The following is a 19,577-nucleotide window of genomic DNA, read 5'->3' as shown; positions in this document are numbered from 1 at the left end:
ATGAACAGCAGCATCGCCCCGCACGCCTGGGTCCCGCCCGATGAGCAGATCGGCTGGTACGGCAAGCTGCCGGCCGCGGGCGACTTCCTCTACCGCCGCATGCCGCGCGAACTGCAGGCCTGGTGGGACCGCTGGATGCAGAACGGCCTGGGCAGCTTCAAGCGCTGGCCCGACGCGATGACGCGGCACTTCGTGGTCGCGCCGGTCTGGAACTTCGTCATTCCGGCCACGCAGGGCGTGGACGCGGTGCAGTTCGGCTGCATCGCGCCGAGCTGCGACCGCGTGGGCCGCTACTACCCGGTCTGCGTGACGGTGCAGGTGGCGGCCTCGGGCTACCGCCCCGCCATGCTCGAAGGCTCGGCCGCCTGGTACTGGCAATGCGGCAGTGCCTTGCTGCAGGCGATCCGCCACAGCGTGGCGCCCGACCAGTTCGACCACCAGGTGCTGGCCGCCGCGCACGGCGGCTTCCAAACCGCGAGCGGCGGCTCCGACGACATCCTTTCGATCCTCGGGCCCGCGGCCGGCGGCGCCAGCCCGCAGCAGCGCCTCGGCTGGCCCGAGCTGCCACTGTGCTTCGATGCCTTCGGCAGCACCAGCTACTGGTGGACCAACCAGGCCGACGGCTCGCCGCTGCGCACCGCGGCGCACGGCGGCGGGCTCAACACGCCGTTGTTCTCTAAACTCTTTTCCCAGGGGCATGTGCCATGGGCATGAACGCACACAAGATCCAAAGCGCGGGAGGGGATGCATGACGACGACTGCCAGCAGCGCGGGCGAGCCGCAGGAGCGGCCCCATCCGCTCGCCGTGGGCCATCGGCTGGACGAGTTCGAGCTGCGCGAGGTGATCGGCGAAGGTGGCTTCGGCATCGTCTACCGCGCCTACGACCACTCGCTGCAGCGCGAGGTCGCCATCAAGGAATACATGCCCTCGATGCTCGCGCGCCGCGTGGGCGACGACAGCGTGCACGTGCGCTCCGACCGCCTCACCGCCACTTTCCAGGCCGGCCTTCGCAGCTTCATCAACGAAGCCCGCACGCTCGCGCAGTTCAGCCATCCGGCGCTGGTGCGGGTGCACCGCTTCTGGGAGGCCAACTCCACCGCCTACATGGCGATCCAGCTCTACCGCGGCCGCACGCTGCGGCGCGTGGCGGAGGAAGAGCCCGCGAAGATCTCCGAAGCCTGGCTGCTCGGCATGCTGGGCCCGCTGCTCGGCGCGCTCGAGACGCTGCACCGCAGCCAGTGCTTCCACCGCGACATCGCGCCCGACAACATCTTCATCCAGCAAGACGACCTGCCGGTGCTGCTCGACTTCGGTGCCGCGCGCAAATCGATCGCCGACCTCGTCGACGAAGTGGCGGTGATGGTGAAGTCGGGCTATTCGCCGATCGAGCAGTACGCCGACGACAACACGCTGCTGCAGGGCGCGTGGACCGACCTGTACGCGCTCGGCGCCGTGCTGTACCGCGCGGTCACCGGCGCTCCGCCGCCCTCGGCCGTGGTGCGCAGCGTGCAGGACGCCTACGTGCCGCTGTCCTCCATGGGGCGCAGCGACCTGAGCCCGGCCTTCTGCGCGGCCATCGACCACACGCTCGCGGTGCACAGCAAGGACCGCACGCAGACCGTGGCCGCCTTTGCGGCGGAGCTCGGGCTCGTGAAGCTCGGCGAGACCTACGTGGGCGGGCTCGCGGCGCCGACTGTGATCGTGCCGCCATCGCCCGCTCAGGCCGAGCCGCCGGTGGCGGCGCCGCTCGCCCCTGCTGCTGGGTCGCGCGAAGAAGCGGTGCCGCCGCGGGCCGCGTCCGAAGCGGCGCCGGCGCCGGCGCCTGCGCCTGCGCCTGCGCCTGCGCCTGCGCTCCCGCCGAAGGCCGCTGCGCCACGTGCGGCGGCGGTTATTGCACCCGCGGCACGCCAGCCGGCCAAGAAGTCGTCGCGCCCGCCCTGGGGGCTGGTCGGCGTGCTCGTGATCGCGCTCATTGCCGTCGGCAGCTGGATCGGCCTGCACCTGAGCGGGGGCCGGCAGGACACCCGGACCGCCATGGTCCCCGTGCCGCCGCCTTCCGAGCCGATGTCGGCGACCGCGCCGCCGCCCGCCGCCATGCCACCGGGCGCGACCGATCCCGCAGCCGCCGCGCCCGCTGTCAATGCGCCGGCCAGTGCGCCGGCCGGCCCGCTCACGCCGCTCGACAACGTGCCGGTCGCCGCCCCCGTTCCCGCCCCGCCCGTGGCACCGACCGAGCCGGCGGAGGCGCCCACCACGCCATCACCGGAGGCCGCGCTCGCCATCACCGAGGCCGAGGACTGGAACCTCGCGCAGGCCGAGAACACGCGCGAAGGCTACGAAGCCTACCTGCGCCGCTACCGCCGTGGTGCGCACGCGCGCGATGCGCGCAATGCGATCGCCGAGCTGAATCGCCAGGCGCAGGCGCAGCCGCCCGCACCGGTGCCCTCGACCAATCCTGTGCCGACCGTGATCGCCGGCGGCGCTCCGCTGCCCCCCACCCCGGCGTCGCCTGCCGCAGCGCCGGGCAGCGGCCGCGTGCAGTTCAACATCCGGCCCTGGGGCCATATCTTCGTCGACGGCGTCGACCGCGGCGTGAGCCCGCCGCTCAAGTCGCTGTCGCTGCGACCGGGCATCTACAACGTCGAGGTGCGCAACGGCGACCTCGAGGTGTTCCGGCAGCGCGTGACGGTGCAGGACAGCAAGTCGGCGCCGGTGGTGAGCCATGAGTTCAAGTAGCGCCGCAGATGCCCGGCGCCTCAGCGCCCGCTGAGCGCCCGCCGGTACTGCACCGCCTCCGCCACGTGCGTCGCCTGCACCGCATCGGCGCCGGCCAGGTCGGCCACGGTGCGCGCCACCTTGAGCGCGCGGTGCGTGCTGCGGGCCGACCAGCCGAGCTTGGCGGCGGCGTTGACCATGAAGCGGCGCGCCGTTTCGTCGAGCGCGGCGTGCCGGTCGATCTCGCCGGCCGCGAGCGCATGGTTCGCCACGCCCTGGCGCTTCAGCGCCCGATCGCGCGCGGCGACCACGCGCTCGCGGATGGCGGCGGTCGATTCGCCCGCGGGTGAGCCCAGCAGCTGGTCGGCCGGGATCGCCGGCACTTCGATGTGCAGGTCGATGCGGTCGAGCAGCGGGCCGCTGAGCTTCGACTGGTAGCGCGCGACCTGGTCGGGCGTGCAGCGGCAGGCCTTGCGCATCGAGCCCAGGTAGCCGCAGGGGCAGGGGTTCATCGCCGCCACGAGCTGGAAGCGCGCCGGAAACTCGGCGCGCCGCGCGGCGCGCACGATGGTGATGGTGCCGGTCTCGAGCGGCTCGCGCAGCGCCTCGAGCGCCGCGCGCGCGAACTCGGGGAATTCGTCGAGAAAGAGCACGCCGTGGTGTGCCTGAGAGATTTCGCCGGGGCGCGGCGGCGAGCCGCCGCCAACGAGGGCGACGGCGCTCGAGGTGTGGTGGGGCGCGGCGGTGGGCCGGTTCATCCACCGGGCGGGCGAGAAGCTGCCGCCCAGGCTCGCGATGGCCGCGCTTTCGAGCGCTTCCTCGATGCTCATCGGCGGCAGCAGGCCGGCAAAGCGCTGCGCCAGCATCGACTTGCCCGAACCCGGCTCGCCGACCATCAGCAGGCTGTGCCCGCCCGCGGCGGCGATCTCGAGCGCACGCCGGGCGCCTGCGTGCCCCTTCACGTCGGAGAGATCGGCATAGCGCAGCGCCGGCGCCGCATCGGCGGCCTGCACGCGGGCCCAGCCGTCGTTGCCGTTGCCGCTGTCCTCCTCGCTGTGGCCTGCCGCATCCTCGGCCACGAAGCGCTGTACCACGTCGAGCAGGTGCCGCGCACCGTAGACCTCGCCGCCCGGCACCAGCGCCGCCTCCTGCGCACTGTCGGTGGGCAGCACCAGGCGGGTCGCGATGCCGCGCGTGTGCAGCGCCAGCGCCATGGCCAGCGCGCCGCGCACGGGCCGCAGTTCGCCCGAGAGCGACAGCTCGCCCGCGAATTCGTGCCCCGCCAGCCGCGCCGACTGGATCTGTCCGCTGGCCGCGAGGATGCCGAGCGCGATCGGCAGGTCGAAGCGGCCCGAGTCCTTGGGCAGGTCGGCCGGCGCCAGGTTCACGGTGATGCGCTTGTTGTTGGGAAATTCCAGCCCGGCGTTCTGGATCGCCGAGCGCACGCGCTCGCGTGCCTCCTTGACCTCGGTGTCGGCCAGTCCCACGAGCGTGAAGCTCGGCAGGCCGTTCGCCAGATGCACCTCGACCGTGACACTGGCCGCTTCCAGCCCAAGCAAAGCGCGGCTTTGCACCAAAGACAGGCTCATTCCTCCCCCTCTCCCCAATATGGTGCACCCGGTCTGGGCCGGGCTCTTGCACCAGGGTGCCTCGTGGGACACCCCGTTGTTGAACAGGCTGTTACTTCGCTCGGTCCGGTGGCCAAGGGCGGGCGGCTGCACCGAAGGCGAAACGAGCACTTTGGCACGCTCCCTGCTAAGTGAGGTTGTCCCCCCCATTCAACGCCACCCACCACAAACCCGAGGAGTCTCGATGATGCACCGTAAATTCGTTCAGGCAGCGGCCGTCGCCGCTGTTGCCGTCCTGCCGATGCTGGCGAGCGCGCAGCTCTCGGGGAACGTGGCGTTGACGAGCAACTACAAGTTCCGCGGCCAGGACCAGGACATGATCGGGAACAACGACTACGCGAAGACCAAGAGCTTCAAGCCTGCGATCCAGGGCGGCTTCGACTATGCGTTCGGCGAGAGCGGCTTCTACGTCGGCAACTGGAACTCCAGCGTCAATTGGCTGCAGGGCAACAGCATCGAGAGCGACCTCTACGGTGGCTACAAGTTCAAGGCCGGCCCCTTCGACCTCGACGTGGGCGCGCTGACCTACATCTACCCCGGCAACTCGGTCGGCAACACCACCGAGCTCTACGCCGGCGCCACCTTTGCCGACGAAGCCATCGGCGCGTTCACGCTCAAGTACTCGCACACGGTGTCGAAGGACTACTTCGGCTACGCGGGCTACAAGTCGGGCTCGGGCCTGAAGGGCCGCAACACCGGCTACGTGAACCTCGCCTACGCCAAGGAAGTCGCGCCCAAGCTCACGCTCAAGGCCGCCGTGGGCTACACCCACATGGCCAGCGACATCCGCAGCCTGGGCTACAAGAGCTACGTCGACTACAACGTCGGCGTGTCGTACGACTTCGGCAACGGCCTGGCGCTGGCGGGCTCGGTGCAGGGCGCCAACAAGAAGAGCTCGTACCTCGCACTGAGCAACCCGGGCTACGACTTCGGCTTCGGCACCTTCGGCGAGCAGTACTACTCGCCCAACAAGGCGCGCTTCATCGTTACGCTCAGCAAGACGCTGTAAGAGAAAACAAAAACGAGGTGCGGCCCACGCTGCCGCGCCATTCATTCCATCCAGAAGGAGAAACACACCATGAAGCTGATCGCAGCCATCATCAAACCGTTCAAGCTCGACGAAGTGCGCGAAGCACTGTCGGCCATCGGCGTGCAGGGGATCACGGTCACCGAGGTCAAGGGCTTCGGGCGCCAGAAGGGGCACACCGAGCTCTACCGCGGCGCCGAGTACGTGGTCGACTTCCTGCCCAAGGTGAAGATCGAGGCGGCGGTTTCCGACGACCTCGTCGACCGCGTGATCGAGGCCGTCGAAGGCGCGGCGCGCACCGGCAAGATCGGCGACGGAAAGATCTTCGTCTACAACCTCGAGCAGGTCGTTCGCATCCGCACCGGTGAAACCGGCCGCGAAGCCCTCTGATCCAGCCCGGAACAAAACAAATGAAAAAACTGCTTGTTTCCCTCGCGCTCGGCCTGAGCCTGCTCGCTGCAGGCACCGCGAGCTTCGCCCAGGCGCCCGCGGCACCGGCCGAGGCGCCCGCCGCTGCGGCACCGGCCGCGGCTGCTCCGGCTGCAGCACCCGTTGCGGACGCCGCGCCTGCTGCGGCAGCGGCGCCCAAGATCGATTCGGGCGACACCGCGTGGATGCTCACCTCCACGCTGCTCGTGATCCTCATGACCATTCCCGGCCTCGCGCTCTTCTACGGCGGCCTCGGGCGCTCGAAGAACATGCTGTCGGTGCTGATGCAGGTCTTCGTGATCTTCTCGCTGATCAGCATCCTGTGGGCCATCTACGGCTACAGCCTGGCCTTCACGGGTGAAGGAAGCTTTGTCGGAACCTTCGACAAGATCTTCATGAAGGGCATCACGCAGGAAACCTTCGGCGCGCTCACCACGATTCCCGAATACGTGTTCGTCGCGTTCCAGGGCACCTTCGCGGCCATCACCGTGGCGCTGATCGTCGGCGCCTTCGCGGAGCGCGCCCGGTTCTCGGCCGTGCTGCTGTTCTCGGTGCTGTGGTTCACCTTCGCCTACGTGCCGATGGCCCACATCGTCTGGGGCGGCGGCCTGCTCGCCAAGGACGGCGCGCTCGACTTCGCAGGCGGCACCGTGGTGCACATCAACGCCGGTGTCGCCGGCCTCGTGGGTGCCTACCTGGTCGGCAAGCGCGTGGGCTACGGCAAGGAAGCCTTCACGCCGCACTCGCTCACGCTCACCATGGTCGGCGCCTCGCTGCTGTGGGTCGGCTGGTTCGGCTTCAACGCGGGCTCGGCAGGTGCGGCCAATGCGGTCGCCGGTCTGGCCTTCGTCAACACCGTGCTTGCAACCGCCGCCGCGGCGCTGTCGTGGATCCTGGGTGAGAGCCTGCACAAGGGCAAGGCCTCGATGCTGGGCGCCGCCTCGGGTGCCGTCGCCGGCCTGGTGGCCGTGACGCCGGCCGCCGGCTTCGTCGGCCCGATGGGTTCGATCGTGATGGGCCTGCTGGCCGGCCTCATCGGCCTCTGGGGCGTGGGCGGACTCAAGCGCATGCTCGGCGCCGACGATGCGTTCGACGTGTTCGGCGTGCACGGCGTGTGCGGCATCCTGGGCGCCATCCTGACCGGCGTGTTCGCGGCCCAGGGCCTTGGCGGCACCGGCGGCCTCACGCCCGACACCTTCTCGATGGGCGCGCAGGTCTGGATCCAGGTGAAGAGCGTGCTGTTCACCATCGTCTGGTCGGGCGTGGTGGCCTTCATCGCCTTCAAGATCGCCGACCTCACCATCGGTCTGCGCGTGTCCGAAGAGGAAGAGCGCGAAGGCTTGGATATCTCCTCGCACGGCGAGACGGCTTACAACAGGTAAGCCCGGCCGGTACGACAACAAGAACAACGCAAACGATCAGTTTCAGCAAGGTCTCCTTTGGATGTTCAGCCCGCGAGCGCTTCGGCGTGAGCGGGCTTTTTTTGGCCTGCGCGAGGGGCGGTGCACAATCCCTCGAACCATGTGGACATCCCTCGAATACAGCCTTTGCGAGCTCGGCGAATCGCCGTTCTGGCATCCCGATGAGCGCGCGCTCTACTGGCTCGACATCCCCGGCCGCGCCGTGCTGCGCACGCGCGGCGAGATCGGCACGCCGTCCGCGCGCGTGGAGCGCTGGGCCTTGCCGACCGAGCCCGGATGCATGGCCCCGGCGCGCCGCGGCGGGCTCGTGATCGCGCTGCGCGACGGCATCTACCGCGCGCGCGAATGGGGCGGCGCGCTCGTGCCGCTCGCGCGGGTCGACCACGACGCGCGCACCATGCGCTTCAACGACGGCAAGTGCGACGCCTTCGGCCGCTTCTGGGCCGGCTCGCTCAACGAAACCAAGGACCGGCCCAACGCGGCGCTCCACTGCCTCGATGCGCGGCCCGGCGTGCAGGCGGTGCCGCTGCTGTCGCGCATGGCGAACGAGGTGACCACGGCCAATGGCCTGGCTTTCTCGCCCGATGCGCGCACCCTGTACTGGGCCGACACGGCCGCGCACCGCGTGCGCGCATGGGACTGGAACGCCGAGGCCAACCTGCTGTCGCAGCCGCGCGTGTTCCGCCAGTTCGACGCCAAGCCCGAGGGCTGGACGCCGGGTGCGGCGATGCCGCGCTACGACGGCCGGCCCGACGGCGCCACGGTCGATGCCGAGGGCCACTACTGGGTCGCGATGTTCGAAGGCGCGCAGCTGCTGCGCTTCGCGCCGTCGGGCGACTGCGTGGCCGCGGTGCCGGTGCCGGTGCAATGCCCGACCATGCCCTGCTTCGGCGGCGACGACCTGAAGACGCTGTTCGTCACGAGCGCGCGCAAGGGACGGCCGGCCGACGAGATCGAGCGCTGCCCGGCCTCGGGCATGGTGCTGTCTACGCGCGTCGATGCACCCGGCCTGCCAGTCGCCTTCTTCGAAGACTGATTCGCAAGGCCAAGACGCCATGGCGCTCCAGCACATCCCGCCGATCCAGTGCCTCGTGACCTTCGAGGCCCTGGCGCGGCTGCGCCATGCGGGGCGCGCGGCCGACGAGCTCTGCGTGACGCCGAGCGCCGTGAGCCACCGCATCCGGCAGCTCGAATCGCACATCGGCTTCAAGCTGTTCGGCCGCGCCGACTTCAGCCTCACGGCCGACGGCGCCGCCTACCTGGCCAATGTGCGCACCGGCCTGGCGGCGCTGCAGGCCACGCCGGGCGGCCCGGCCGCGCAGAAGCAGCAGCGCGCGACGCGCCTGCGCCTCGCGGTCACGCCGACCTTCAGCCGGCAGTTCCTGATGCCGCGGCTCGAGCTGTTCCGCAACATCTATCCCGACATCGAGCTGGTGCTGCAGGTGTCGATCCCGCTGCTCGATGTGACGGCCGAGCAGGCCGACCTCGAGGTGCGCTACGGCAGCGGCAACTACGCCGATTGCGAGCACCGCCTGCTGCTCGAGGAAGACGCGGTGCCCGCCTGCAGCCCGAGCTACCTCAACGAGTTCGGCCCCTTCGACGGCTTCCGCACCGCGGCGGAGATCGCGAACTCGCGGCTCATCCGCAGCCCGCTCGAGCCCTGGGGCACCTGGTTCGCGGCCTGCGGCATCGACCAGCCGGAGCCGCACGTGGGCTCGCAGTTCAACGACCTGGGCCTGGTCTACGACGCGGCCGCGAGCGGCTTCGGCGTGGCGCTGGTGCGCCTGAAGATGGGGGCTGCCTGGTTCGAGTCGGGGCGCCTCGTGGCGCTGTCCGACCGGCCCGTGCGCTCGCCGCACAGGCACACCATCTGCTGGCAGCCCGGCACGCTCGAGCGCTGGGAATGCGCCGCCTTCGTCGACTGGCTGGCGCAGAGCCTGCGCTGAGCGGCGAAGTTCTCTCAAGCCCGGCGCGAAAAAGCTTCAACCCGGCGCGGCCTCAATTTGCGTAGAGTGCGTCTCTCCACGAGACGACAACACGAACGACAGACAACACGATGGACAAGACCGAACGCCAGGCACAGGTCGTGCGCGCGCTGCAGGCGAACCTGCCGGCGCATGCGCTGATCTGGCATGCCGAGGACACCACGCCCTACGAATGCGACGGCCTCACAGCCTACCGCCAGCGCCCGCTCGTGGTGGCGCTGCCCGAGACCGAGGCGCATGTGGCCGCGGTGCTGAAGACCTGCCACGGCCTGGGCGTGCCCGTGGTGGCGCGCGGCGCGGGCACCGGGCTGTCGGGCGGTGCCATGCCGCACGAAATGGGCGTGACGCTGTCGCTCGCCAAGTTCAACCGCATCCTGAAGGTCGATCCGGTGAGCCGCACGGCCGTGGTGCAGTGCGGCGTGCGCAACCTCGCGATCAGCGAGGCCGCCGCGCCCTTCAATCTCTACTACGCGCCCGATCCGTCGAGCCAGATCGCGTGCTCCATCGGCGGCAACGTGGCCGAGAACTCGGGCGGGGTGCACTGCCTCAAGTACGGCCTCACGCTGCACAACGTGCTGCGCGTGCGCGGCTTCACGGCCGAGGGCGAGCCGATCGAGTTCGGCGGCGAGGCGCTCGACGCGCCGGGGCTCGACCTGCTGGCGCTCGTGATCGGCAGCGAGGGCATGCTCGCGGTCACCACCGAGGTCACGGTCAAGCTGGTGCCCAAGCCGCAGCTCGCGCGTTGCATCATGGCGAGCTTCGACGACGTGCGAAAGGCCGGCGATGCGGTGGCCGCGGTGATCGCGGCCGGCATCATCCCCGCGGGGCTCGAGATGATGGACAAGCCGATGACGGCCGCGGTCGAGGACTTCGTGCACGCGGGCTACGACCTCGACGCCGCTGCCATCCTGCTGTGCGAATCCGACGGCACGCCGGAAGAGGTCGAGGAGGAGATCGGCCGCATGACCGCCGTGCTGCGTGCCTCGGGCGCCACCGCCATCGCGGTGAGCACCAGCGAGGAAGAGCGCATGCGCTTCTGGAGCGGCCGCAAGAACGCGTTCCCCGCCTCGGGTCGCATCAGCCCCGACTACATGTGCCTCGACTCCACCATCCCGCGCAAGCGCCTGGCCGACATCCTGCTGGCGATCCAGGCGATGGAGAAGAAGTACAACCTGCGCTGCTGCAACGTGTTCCACGCGGGCGACGGCAACCTGCATCCGCTGGTGCTGTTCGATGCCAACGACCCCGATGAGCTGCACCGCTGCGAGCTGTTCGGCGCCGACATCCTCGAGACCAGCGTCGCGATGGGCGGCACCGTGTCGGGCGAGCACGGCGTGGGCATCGAGAAGCTCAACAGCATGTGCGTGCAGTTCACCGCGGCCGAGAACGAGCAGATGTTCGGCGTCAAGCGCGCCTTCGATCCGGCGGGCCTCTTGAACCCCGGCAAGGTGATCCCGACGCTGCAGCGCTGCGCCGAATACGGCAAGCAGGTGGTGCGCGGCGGGCGTCTGCCGCATCCCGAATTGCCGAGGTTCTGACGATGGATGCCATGGACAACACCCTGCGCGAAGTGGTCGAGCGCATTCGCGCCGCCGCCGCCGCCGCCGCCGGCCATGCCGCGCCGCTGCGCATCCGCGGCGGCGGCACGAAGGATTTCTACGGCGAGGCGCCGCGCGGCGAGGTGCTCGACACCGCCGGCCTGCGCGGCATCGCGAGCTACGAGCCGAGCGAACTGGTCGTCACCGTGCGTGCCGGCACGCCGCTCGCCGAGCTCGAGGCCGTGCTGGCCGACAAGGGGCAGTGCCTGCCGTTCGAGCCGCCGCACTTCGGTGCGCCTGGCGCCGCTACCGTCGGAGGCATGGTGGCCGCGGGGCTCAGCGGGCCCGCGCGCGCCAGCGTCGGTGCGGTGCGCGACTACGTGCTCGGCGCCACGCTCGTCAACGGCCGCGGCGACTTGCTCACCTTCGGCGGCCAGGTGATGAAGAACGTGGCGGGCTACGACGTCTCGCGCGTGCTGGCCGGCTCGCTCGGCACGCTGGGCCTGATCGCCGAAGTGAGCCTCAAGGTACTGCCCGTCGCGCCCGCCGAGGCCACGCTGGCGTTCGAGTGCAGCCAGGCCGATGCGCTGCGGCTGCTCAACGAATGGGGCGGCCGGCCGCTGCCGCTCAATGCGAGCTGCTGGGGCGAGCGCGACGGCGCCGGCGTGCTGAGCCTGCGCCTGCGCGGCGCGGCCGCGGCGGTGGAAGCAGCCTGCGCGCATCTCGGCGGCGAGCGCCAGGACGATGCGGCGGCCGCACGCTGGTGGCGGTCGCTGCGCGACCAGCAGGCCGCATGGTTCGACACGACGGCGCAAGCGCCCTACGCGCTCTGGCGCGTGTCGGTGCCGCAGACCGCGCCGGTGCTGGCCTGGCCCGGTGCCGGCACGCCGCTGGTCGAATGGCACGGCGCGCAGCGCTGGTACCGCGCGCCGGCCGAACAGGCCACCGCGATTCGCGCGGCGGTGCATGCAGCGGGCGGCCACGCCACGCTGTTCAGGCTGCCGTCAGGACAGGACGCCGGCGCCGCCGCGCGGTTCGACGCCTTGAGCCCGCCCGTCGCGCGCATCCACCAGGCATTGGCGCGCGAGTTCGATCCGCACGGCCTCTTCGACCGCAGCCGCCTGTACGCCTTCGCCTGAACAACGATCATGCGGCGCCTGCGCTTCCTCACCGGCCGCCACCGCGCGCCCTCGACCAACCGCATGCTCGGCCTGCTGCTCGCGTTCAACGCCGGCGCCGTCAATGCGGGGGGCTTCCTGGTGCTGCACATGTACACCTCCCACATGACCGGCTTCACCTCGCAGGTGGCCGACGCGCTGGTGCTCGGCAATGCGACCCTGCTGCTCAACGCGCTCGGCGCGATCCTGGCCTTCGTGGCCGGCGCTGCGGTCTCGGCCGTCCTGGTCAACTGGGCGCGCCAGCACCGCCTGCGCAGCGTCTACGCTCTACCGCTGTTGCTCGAATCGGCACTGATGCTGCCCTTCGGCCTGATGGGCGCCATCACCTTGACCTGGCACACGCCTTTCGCGGTGCCGCTCACGGTGCTGCTGCTGTCCTTCATCATGGGCCTGCAGAACGCGGTGGGCTCGAAGACTTCGGGCGGCCGCATCCGAAGCACCCACATGACCGGCAATCTCACCGACCTCGGCATCGAGCTCGGCAAGCTGGCGTACTGGAACCGCAGCACCCGGCTCGGCGAAACCGCGGCGGGACCGGTGCGCCACAACCGCGCGCGGCTGCGGCTGTTCGCGGGGCTCGTCGGTATGTTCGTCGGGGGTGGCATCGTCGGCGCGGCCGGCTTCACCTACGTCGGCTTCGTCTGCGTGGTGCCGCTCGCGGCATTGCTGCTGGCGCTGTCGCTGCCGCCATTCATCGAGGACGTGCGGCGCTCGGCTTACCTGCGGGAACTGCTCGGCGCCGTCCGCCCGCGGCGCAAGAACGGCGCTTCCCCGGGCTCGTGAGGCGGCCGCGCCCTGCCAGTCAACCACAAGAACCCACCCACGATGCAAACCGAACTCGCCCCAGAATTCCAAGGCACCGACGAAGGCCGCGAGGCCGAAGCCATCCTGCGCAAGTGCGTGCACTGCGGCTTCTGCACCGCCACCTGTCCCACCTACCAGCTGCTCGGCGACGAACTCGACGGTCCGCGCGGGCGCATCTATCTGATGAAGCAGGTGCTCGAAGGCCAGGCGCCGACGCGCAGCACGCAGGTTCACCTCGACCGCTGCCTGACCTGCCGCAACTGCGAAACCACCTGCCCAAGCGGCGTGCAATACGGCCACCTGGTCGACATCGGCCGGCGCATCGTCGACCGGAAGGTACCGCGCCCGGCGATGGAGTCGGCGCAGCGCTGGCTGCTGAAGGAAGGGCTGCCGTCGCCGCTCTTCGGCCCCGCGATGAAGCTCGGCCAGTCGGTGCGCGGCCTGCTGCCCGCGGCGCTGCGCGCCAAGGTGCCGCCGAAGCAGGCGGGCGGCGAATGGCCCACGGCCACCCATGCGCGCAAGGTGCTCATGCTCGCGGGCTGCGTGCAGCCGGCGATGATGCCGAACATCAACAGCGCCACGGCGCGCGTGCTCGACGCGGCCGGCATCCAGGCCGTGGTCGCGCCCGCGGCCGGCTGCTGCGGCGCGGTGAAGTTCCACCTCAACGACCAGGAGGGCGGCAAGGCCCAGATGCGCGCCAACATCGACGCGTGGTGGCCGATCGTCGAACGCCATCCTGACGAAGGTGGGGTCGAGGCGATCGTGATGAATGCCTCGGGCTGCGGCGTCACCGTGCGCGAGTACGGCCACCTGCTGCGCGACGATGCGGCCTATGCCGCCAAGGCCGCACGCATCAGCGAGCTCACGCGCGACTTGAGCGAGCTGCTGCCCGAGCTTGTGCCCGCGCTGAAGGCCCGTGTGCGAGCCCCTGAGGGCGTGGTGGCGTACCACCCGCCGTGCACGCTGCAGCATGGCCAGAAGCTGCGCGGCGGTGTCGAGACGCACCTGCGCGCGCTGGGCTTCGACGTGCGCGTGGCAATGAACGAGTCGCACCTGTGCTGCGGCTCGGCCGGCACCTATTCGGTGCTGCAGCCCGAGCTCGCCTATCCGCTGCGCGACCGCAAGCTGGGGCACCTGAAGCAGTTGCAGCCCAGCGTCATCGCCTCGGCCAACATCGGCTGCATCACGCACCTTCAGAGCGGCAGCGACGAGACGCCGGTGCGGCACTGGGTGGAGCTGCTCGACGCGGCGCTCAAAAAAACAGCGGCCTGATCGCACGCCGGTGCGCGCCCTGGTCCGACTGGCGCCGATGCTTGGCGTGCCGCATCATCGCGGCTTCGAGTCCCTGAAGGAGCCAGTCATGTCCCGTGTTCAAACTGCCGCCATTCGAAGCAAGCGTTTGCTGCGCCTGCTGCCGGCCCTGGCCTGTGCGGCCGGCGCGCTGGCCGCGCACGCCCAGTCGGGCATGCCGCCATGGCAGGGCGAGGGCGCAGTGCGCCACGTCTGCGGCGGCATCGGTTCGGACGAGTCGAACGCGATGCGCGCGGCCATGAAGGACCATCCGCTCGCATTGCTGTTCGCGCGCGCCGATGGCGCCTACCTGGCCGACGTGCAGGTCGATATCAGGGGCGCCGACGGGGCCACGGCGCTGTCGCTGCGCGCCACCGGGCCGGTGTGCCTGGTCGACATTCCCGCGGGCCGCTACACCATCGCCGCGACCACCCAGAACGGCGAGTCGAAGAGCCAGAACGTCACGGTGGGCGGCGGTTCGAAGACCGCGAGCTTCAGGTTCTGAGCCTCAGCTGGCCGTCGCCGCCAGCGCCGCTTCGATGTCGCCCGCCAGCGCGGCCGGCTTGTCGAGCGGCGCATAGCGCTTGATCACCTGGCCGTCGCGCCCCACCAGGAACTTGGTGAAGTTCCACTTGATCGCCGTGCTGCCCAATAGCCCCGGCTTTTCCTTGGTGAGCCACTGGTACAGCGGTGCCGCGCCGCTGCCCTTGACCTCGATCTTTTCCATCATCGGAAAGCTCACGCCGTAGTTGCGGGTGCAGAAGGCGCCGATCTCCTCATTGCTGCCCGGGTCCTGGCCGCCGAACTGGTTCGACGGAAAGCCCAGCACCACGAGCCCCTGGTCCGCGTATTTCTCGTGCAGTTCCTCGAGCCCAGCAAACTGCGGCGTGAAGCCGCACTGGCTGGCGGTGTTGACGATGAGCAGCACCTTGCCGCGGTAGTCCGCGAGGCTGACCGCCTGGCCGTCGATGCGGCGCGCTTCGAAGTCGTGGATGCTGCTGGCCATGGCGCTTCCTTCATCATCAAGTGGCGGAGGGAAGCCGATCATCGCTGCGCGCAGGCGTTCGCGCAAATGCCGACCAGGCCGCCGCGAGCACGATCAGCGCGCCGCCGGCAAGGATGCGCGGGCTCATCGTGGCCGCGCCGAGCGTCACCGACGAGACGCTCGCGAACAGCACCTCCGACAACATGATCACCGCAGTGGCGCTGGCCGCGAGCCGTGCCGCACCGTATTGCAGGCAGACGTTGGCCACCACGAAGCCGACGCCCAGCAGCATGGCCCAGCCGATCCATCCCGGCGTGGCCAGGAGCGGCGAGGCGAAGGCGCCGAGCGCGGTGCCGCTCGCAGCCGCGGTGCCCGCGACCAGCGCGCAGCCGCTGAACATCGCGAGTGCGCGCGATTCGCCAGGCGCAGCGCGCAGGTGGCGCAGGACGATGTTGGTCACCGCGAAGCCGAAGCCCGCCGCGAGGCCCAGCCAGTCGGGCAGGCTCGCGGGCACCGGCCAGTCGACGCCCGGCGCCTTGAGCACCACGACGACGCCGCCGAGCGCGAGCGCCACGCGTGCGAGCGCGCCGCCCGTGGGCCGCTCGCCCAGCACCGCCCAACCCAGCAGCACGCTCCACAGCGGCATCATGTAGAACAGCAGCACCACGCGCACCACGTCGCCTTGCGTCACCGCCCAGTTGAAGCCCAGGTTGGTGAAGCCGGCAGCAAGCCCGAGCAGCACCAGCATCGGAAAGTCCGCGAAGCCGCGCCAGGCGTGGCGGCGCAGCAGCCCCATCGCCAGCGAGATCGCCGCGTAGATCAGGAAGGTGGTCCAGACCGGATGCAGCCCGTGGGCCTCGATGTGGCGGAATGGAAACCAGGACACGCCCCACACGAAGGCGTTGAAGATCAGTGCAAGGGGAGCCAAGAGGAGGTCAATGATGCTTGTCGCTGCGGGCGATCGCGAGCAGGTGCTCGACTTCTTCCGGATACTTGCGCAGGTTCTGCTGGTGCCAGCGCTGGATGATCCACATGACGCCCGCCACCACGCCGCCGAAGGCGGCGATGGCCGCGTAGGCCGAAAGGCCCAGGCCGGTGCAGGCGCTGTAGAAGCCGCCAAGCAGCAGGATGCAGGCCTGCTCGTTGAAGTTCTGCACCGCGATCGAACGGCCCGCGCCCATCAGGTTATGGCCGCGGTGCTGCAGCAGTGCATTCATCGGCACCACCAGGAAGCCACCGAGCCCGCCGAGCAGGATCAGGAAGGGCACCGCGAGCCAGACGCTGCCGATCAGGTTCATGCAGATGACCAGCACCCCCATGGCGATGCCCATCGGGATCACGCGCGTGGCCATGTCCAGCCGCATGCGCATCGAGGCAACGATGGCGCCCACCGCCATGCCGATCGTCACCACGCCGGTGAGGGCGGTGGCCTGCGTGGTGTTGTAGTCGAGCGCAAGCCCGGCCCAGGCCAGCACGATGTACTTGAGGTTGGCGCCCGCACCCCAGAACAGCGTGGTGGTGGCGAGCGAGATCTGCCCGAGCTTGTCGCGCCACAGGCGCGCATTGCAGTTCCAGAAGTCGGGCATCAGCGCGAACATGTTGCGCGCGAGGCCATGCGCGGGGTTGGCGCGCAGCGGGCGCATCTCGACGCCGGTGCTCGGGATGCGGGTGTTGAACCAGGCCGCGAGCGCGTAGACGAAGATCAGCACCGAGATCGCCGCCTCGGCCGGCGACTCGACGCCGGTGTCCAAGAGCGGGATGTCGATCGCGAGCAGCCAGCTCGAGATCGCATGGCCCACCAGCGAGCCGCCGAGCACGATGCCCAGCAGGATCGAGGCGATCGTCAGGCCCTCGATCCAGCCGTTGGCCTTGACCAGCTGCGAGGCCGGCAGCAGTTCGGTGAGGATGCCGTACTTGGCCGGCGAATAGGCCGCGGCGCCGAGCCCCACGATCGAGTACGCGAGCAGCGGGTGCGAGCCGAACAGCATCATCAGGCAGCCGATCACCTTGATCGCGTTGCTGATGAACATCACCCGCCCCTTGGGCAGCGCATCGGCGAAGGCGCCCACGAGCGGTGCGAGCACCACGTAGAAGACCGCGAAGATCGGCACCAGCGCGGCACGCTGCCATTCGGGCGCCCCGTTGCTTCGCATCAGCTCCACGGCCACGACGAAGATCGCGTTGTCGGCCAACGACGAAAAGAACTGGGCCGACATGATCGTGTAGAAACCGCGCTTCATCGATGGGCTGGCTGGCCAGGAGCTCGCTGGCAGTAGTGAGAAAGGCCGCGTCGTTCACGGCGAATGGGCGGTTATAGCATGGGGGTACGACTGGCAAACCCGCATGGCCACACCGGGCGCCCCGGTCCGCGAAGGTGCTAAAACCCCGGTCTTCGACCTTCGGGATTTCCCATGCCGCGCCCCATTCTCGCCACTGTCCACACCGCCGCACTGCGGCACAACCTCGACCGGGTGCGGCGCAGCGCCGTCGATGCCCGCGTCTGGGCCGTGGTCAAGTGCAATGCCTATGGCCACGGCATCGAGCGCGTGTACGAAGGCCTGCGCGGCGCCGACGGCTTCGCGCTGCTCGACCTGGCCGAAGCCGAGCGCGTGCGCGCGCTCGGCTGGCGCGGGCCGGTGCTGCTGCTCGAGGGCGTGTTCGAGGCGCGCGATCTCGAGCTCTGCTCGCGGCTCGACCTCTGGCACACGGTGCATTGCGACGAGCAGATCGACATGCTCGCCGCGCACAAGACGCTCAAGCCGCAGCGCGTCTTCCTCAAGATGAACTCGGGCATGAACCGCCTGGGCTACGCGCCCGAGCGTTTCGGCGCGGCCTGGACGCGGCTCAATGCGCTGCCGCAGGTCGACGAGATCTCGCTGATGACGCACTTCAGCGACGCCGACGGCGAGCGCGGCATTGCGCACCAGCTTGCGGTGTTCGAGCGCGTCACCAAAGACCTGCCCGGCGAGCGCTCGATCGCCAACAGCGCGGCCACGCTGCGGCATGCCTCGCAGGCCCGGGGCGACTGGGTGCGCCCCGGCATCGTGCTGTACGGCAGCGCGCCCGACCATCCCGAGCACGACGCCGCGCACTGGCAACTCGAACCCACGATGACGCTCTCGACGAAGCTGCTCTCGGTGCAGACGCTGCAGCCCGGCGACACCATCGGCTACGGCTCGCGCTTCACGGCCGAGGCGCCGCTCACCATCGGCGTGGCCGCGGCCGGCTATGGCGACGGCTATCCGCGCCACTGCGATACCGGCACACCGGTGCTGGTGAACGGCGTGCGCACGCGCATGGTGGGCAGGGTCAGCATGGACATGATCACCGTCGACCTCACGCCCGTGCCCGACGCGAAGTTCGGTAGCGAGGTCACGCTCTGGGGCCGTTCGGCCGTGAACGGCGCGACGCTCTCGATCGACGAGGTCGCGCGCGCTGCCGGCACCATCGGCTACGAGCTCATGTGCGCGGTGGCGCAGCGCGTGCCGTTCGCGCCCACCGCGCACGAAGAATGAAGCCCGCTCGCTGACTGTCTGACTGACTGAGCGGCCTGCATGGACCTGCGGACCCTGCGCTATTTCATCGCCGTGCTCGAGGCCGGCAGCCTCTCGCGCGCGGCCGGTTCGCTCTACATCGCGCAGCCGGCGCTCACGGCGCAGATCAAGAAGCTCGAGGCCGAGCTCGGCGCGCAGCTCTTCGACCGCTCGCATGCGGGCGTGACGCCCACGCCCGCCGGCATGCAGCTCTACGAAGACGCGCGGCGGCTCTTGTCGGACGCCGATGCGGTGCGCGAGCGCATCCAGCGGCTGCCGCAGGGACCCGAGGGCTCGGTGACGGTGGCGGTGCCGTTCCTGATCGCCTCGCTGCTGCTCGGGCCAGTGCTGGCCGCGCTCAAGACCAGCCATCCGCGCATCCGCGTGTTCGTGCTCGACGACCTGAGCCTGGCCGTGAAGAAAGCCATGCTCGACCGCCGCGCCGACGTCGGCATCCTCGTGGACACGCCGCAAGTCGAAGGATTGGACTGCCGGCCGCTCGCGCGCGAGTCGATCTTCGTCTGCGGCTACGACCGCGATGGCGCCCTGTCGGCGCACCTGCGGCGGCGGGCGCGCGGAAAGAACACGAAGCCCGAGGTCGCTTTCGCCGACGCGGCGCGCCTGCCGCTCGTGCTGCAATCGCGCCGCTTCTCGATCCGCCAGCGCGTGGAGGAGGCTGCCGCGTCGCTGGGCGTGACGCTGAACCTCGCGCACGAACACGATTCGGCGCGCGTGATCCGCTCGCTCTACGGCTGCGGTGCGGGCTACACCTTCACGCCGGCCTGCGCACTCGGCGACAGCCCGCACGGCGGCGACGACTGGGTCGTTGCGCGCGTGGTGGAGCCCGCGCTGCAGCGCAGCTACACCATCGCCATGCCCGCCGAGCGCGCGCCCGATCCGGCCGTGCAGGTGGTGGCCGAGGCGCTGGCCGAGCAGGCGGCGCGGTTGATCCGCGAAGGGCGCTGGGAGGCCGAGCTGCTCGCGCACGACAGCGCGAGGCGCACGCCTCGGGCATAGCCGCACGCACGGCGAGCAAGCGGGGC

General features: G+C 70.1%; 18 protein-coding genes. 14 read left to right on the top strand and 4 right to left on the bottom strand.

Features of this window, described 5'->3' with window-relative positions; translation table 11 throughout:
• Together tagF and AC3A6G_RS21115 are read left to right on the top strand one after the other, a co-directional pair.
• Positions 1-714 (top strand): type VI secretion system-associated protein TagF, encoded by a 714-nt coding sequence (gene tagF / locus AC3A6G_RS21120; protein ID WP_487861111.1) that lies wholly within the window; start codon positions 1-3, stop codon positions 712-714.
• A 34-nt stretch (positions 715-748) separates the two neighbouring features.
• A complete protein-coding gene (locus AC3A6G_RS21115) occupies positions 749-2,737 on the top strand; it encodes a serine/threonine-protein kinase (protein ID WP_487874482.1) in 1,989 nt (662 codons plus the stop codon).
• A gap of 20 nt (positions 2,738-2,757) precedes the next feature.
• On the opposite strand, the gene AC3A6G_RS21110 is transcribed toward AC3A6G_RS21115, so the two are convergent.
• Positions 2,758-4,305 (bottom strand): YifB family Mg chelatase-like AAA ATPase, encoded by a 1,548-nt coding sequence (locus tag AC3A6G_RS21110; RefSeq protein WP_487874481.1) that lies wholly within the window; start codon positions 4,303-4,305, stop codon positions 2,758-2,760.
• Positions 4,306-4,528: 223 nt separating this feature from the next.
• Between AC3A6G_RS21110 and AC3A6G_RS21105 the strand changes: the two genes are divergently transcribed.
• From AC3A6G_RS21105 to AC3A6G_RS21060, 10 genes are all read left to right on the top strand, one after another.
• Positions 4,529-5,353, top strand: a complete 825-nt coding sequence (locus AC3A6G_RS21105; protein ID WP_487861114.1) for a TorF family putative porin — start codon at positions 4,529-4,531, stop codon at positions 5,351-5,353.
• Between the two features lie 69 nt (positions 5,354-5,422).
• A complete protein-coding gene (gene glnK, locus AC3A6G_RS21100; RefSeq protein ID WP_487861115.1) occupies positions 5,423-5,761 on the top strand; it encodes a P-II family nitrogen regulator in 339 nt (112 codons plus the stop codon).
• Positions 5,762-5,781: 20 nt separating this feature from the next.
• Complete coding sequence (gene amt / locus AC3A6G_RS21095) at positions 5,782-7,182, top strand: ammonium transporter (protein ID WP_487874480.1); 1,401 nt, start codon at positions 5,782-5,784, stop codon at positions 7,180-7,182.
• A gap of 139 nt (positions 7,183-7,321) precedes the next feature.
• The gene (locus tag AC3A6G_RS21090; RefSeq protein WP_487874479.1) at positions 7,322-8,257 is read left to right on the top strand and encodes an SMP-30/gluconolactonase/LRE family protein; all 936 of its coding nucleotides are present in this window, start codon (positions 7,322-7,324) and stop codon (positions 8,255-8,257) included.
• Positions 8,258-8,276: 19 nt separating this feature from the next.
• Entirely contained in the window at positions 8,277-9,167 is an 891-nt protein-coding gene (locus AC3A6G_RS21085) for a LysR substrate-binding domain-containing protein (RefSeq protein WP_487865214.1), read from the top strand.
• 110 nt (positions 9,168-9,277) lie between these two features.
• Positions 9,278-10,744, top strand: coding sequence for an FAD-linked oxidase C-terminal domain-containing protein (locus AC3A6G_RS21080; protein WP_487874478.1), 1,467 nt, complete (start codon positions 9,278-9,280; stop codon positions 10,742-10,744).
• Between the two features lie 11 nt (positions 10,745-10,755).
• Positions 10,756-11,883 (top strand): glycolate oxidase subunit GlcE, encoded by a 1,128-nt coding sequence (glcE, locus tag AC3A6G_RS21075; protein ID WP_487874477.1) that lies wholly within the window; start codon positions 10,756-10,758, stop codon positions 11,881-11,883.
• 9 nt (positions 11,884-11,892) lie between these two features.
• Positions 11,893-12,705 carry a YoaK family protein gene (locus AC3A6G_RS21070; RefSeq protein ID WP_487861121.1) on the top strand — a complete coding sequence of 271 codons (813 nt, stop codon included), beginning with the start codon at positions 11,893-11,895 and terminating at the stop codon, positions 12,703-12,705.
• Positions 12,706-12,747: 42 nt separating this feature from the next.
• Positions 12,748-13,998, top strand: coding sequence for a glycolate oxidase subunit GlcF (glcF, locus tag AC3A6G_RS21065; RefSeq protein ID WP_487874476.1), 1,251 nt, complete (start codon positions 12,748-12,750; stop codon positions 13,996-13,998).
• 88 nt (positions 13,999-14,086) lie between these two features.
• Positions 14,087-14,521 carry a carboxypeptidase regulatory-like domain-containing protein gene (locus AC3A6G_RS21060; protein WP_487874475.1) on the top strand — a complete coding sequence of 145 codons (435 nt, stop codon included), beginning with the start codon at positions 14,087-14,089 and terminating at the stop codon, positions 14,519-14,521.
• A gap of 3 nt (positions 14,522-14,524) precedes the next feature.
• On the opposite strand, the gene AC3A6G_RS21055 is transcribed toward AC3A6G_RS21060, so the two are convergent.
• Genes AC3A6G_RS21055 through lplT form a run of 3 tightly spaced genes read right to left on the bottom strand, consistent with a single transcriptional unit; the run spans position 14,525 to position 17,241 of the window.
• Entirely contained in the window at positions 14,525-15,022 is a 498-nt protein-coding gene (locus tag AC3A6G_RS21055; RefSeq protein WP_487874474.1) for a glutathione peroxidase, read from the bottom strand.
• 16 nt (positions 15,023-15,038) lie between these two features.
• Positions 15,039-15,929 carry a DMT family transporter gene (locus AC3A6G_RS21050; RefSeq protein ID WP_487865220.1) on the bottom strand — a complete coding sequence of 297 codons (891 nt, stop codon included), beginning with the start codon at positions 15,927-15,929 and terminating at the stop codon, positions 15,039-15,041.
• 7 nt (positions 15,930-15,936) lie between these two features.
• A complete protein-coding gene (gene lplT, locus AC3A6G_RS21045) occupies positions 15,937-17,241 on the bottom strand; it encodes a lysophospholipid transporter LplT (protein WP_487861127.1) in 1,305 nt (434 codons plus the stop codon).
• A gap of 171 nt (positions 17,242-17,412) precedes the next feature.
• Between lplT and alr the strand changes: the two genes are divergently transcribed.
• Positions 17,413-18,516 (top strand): alanine racemase, encoded by a 1,104-nt coding sequence (gene alr, locus AC3A6G_RS21040; RefSeq protein ID WP_487861128.1) that lies wholly within the window; start codon positions 17,413-17,415, stop codon positions 18,514-18,516.
• 39 nt (positions 18,517-18,555) lie between these two features.
• Positions 18,556-19,551 carry a LysR family transcriptional regulator gene (locus tag AC3A6G_RS21035; protein WP_487861129.1) on the top strand — a complete coding sequence of 332 codons (996 nt, stop codon included), beginning with the start codon at positions 18,556-18,558 and terminating at the stop codon, positions 19,549-19,551.
• Positions 19,552-19,577: the final 26 nt, after the last annotated feature.

This window comes from Variovorax sp. Soil_C_26 (genome assembly GCF_057657075.1).
The sequence above is the reverse complement of the archived record's forward strand: the minus strand, read 5'-3'. Positions and strand labels throughout refer to the sequence as shown.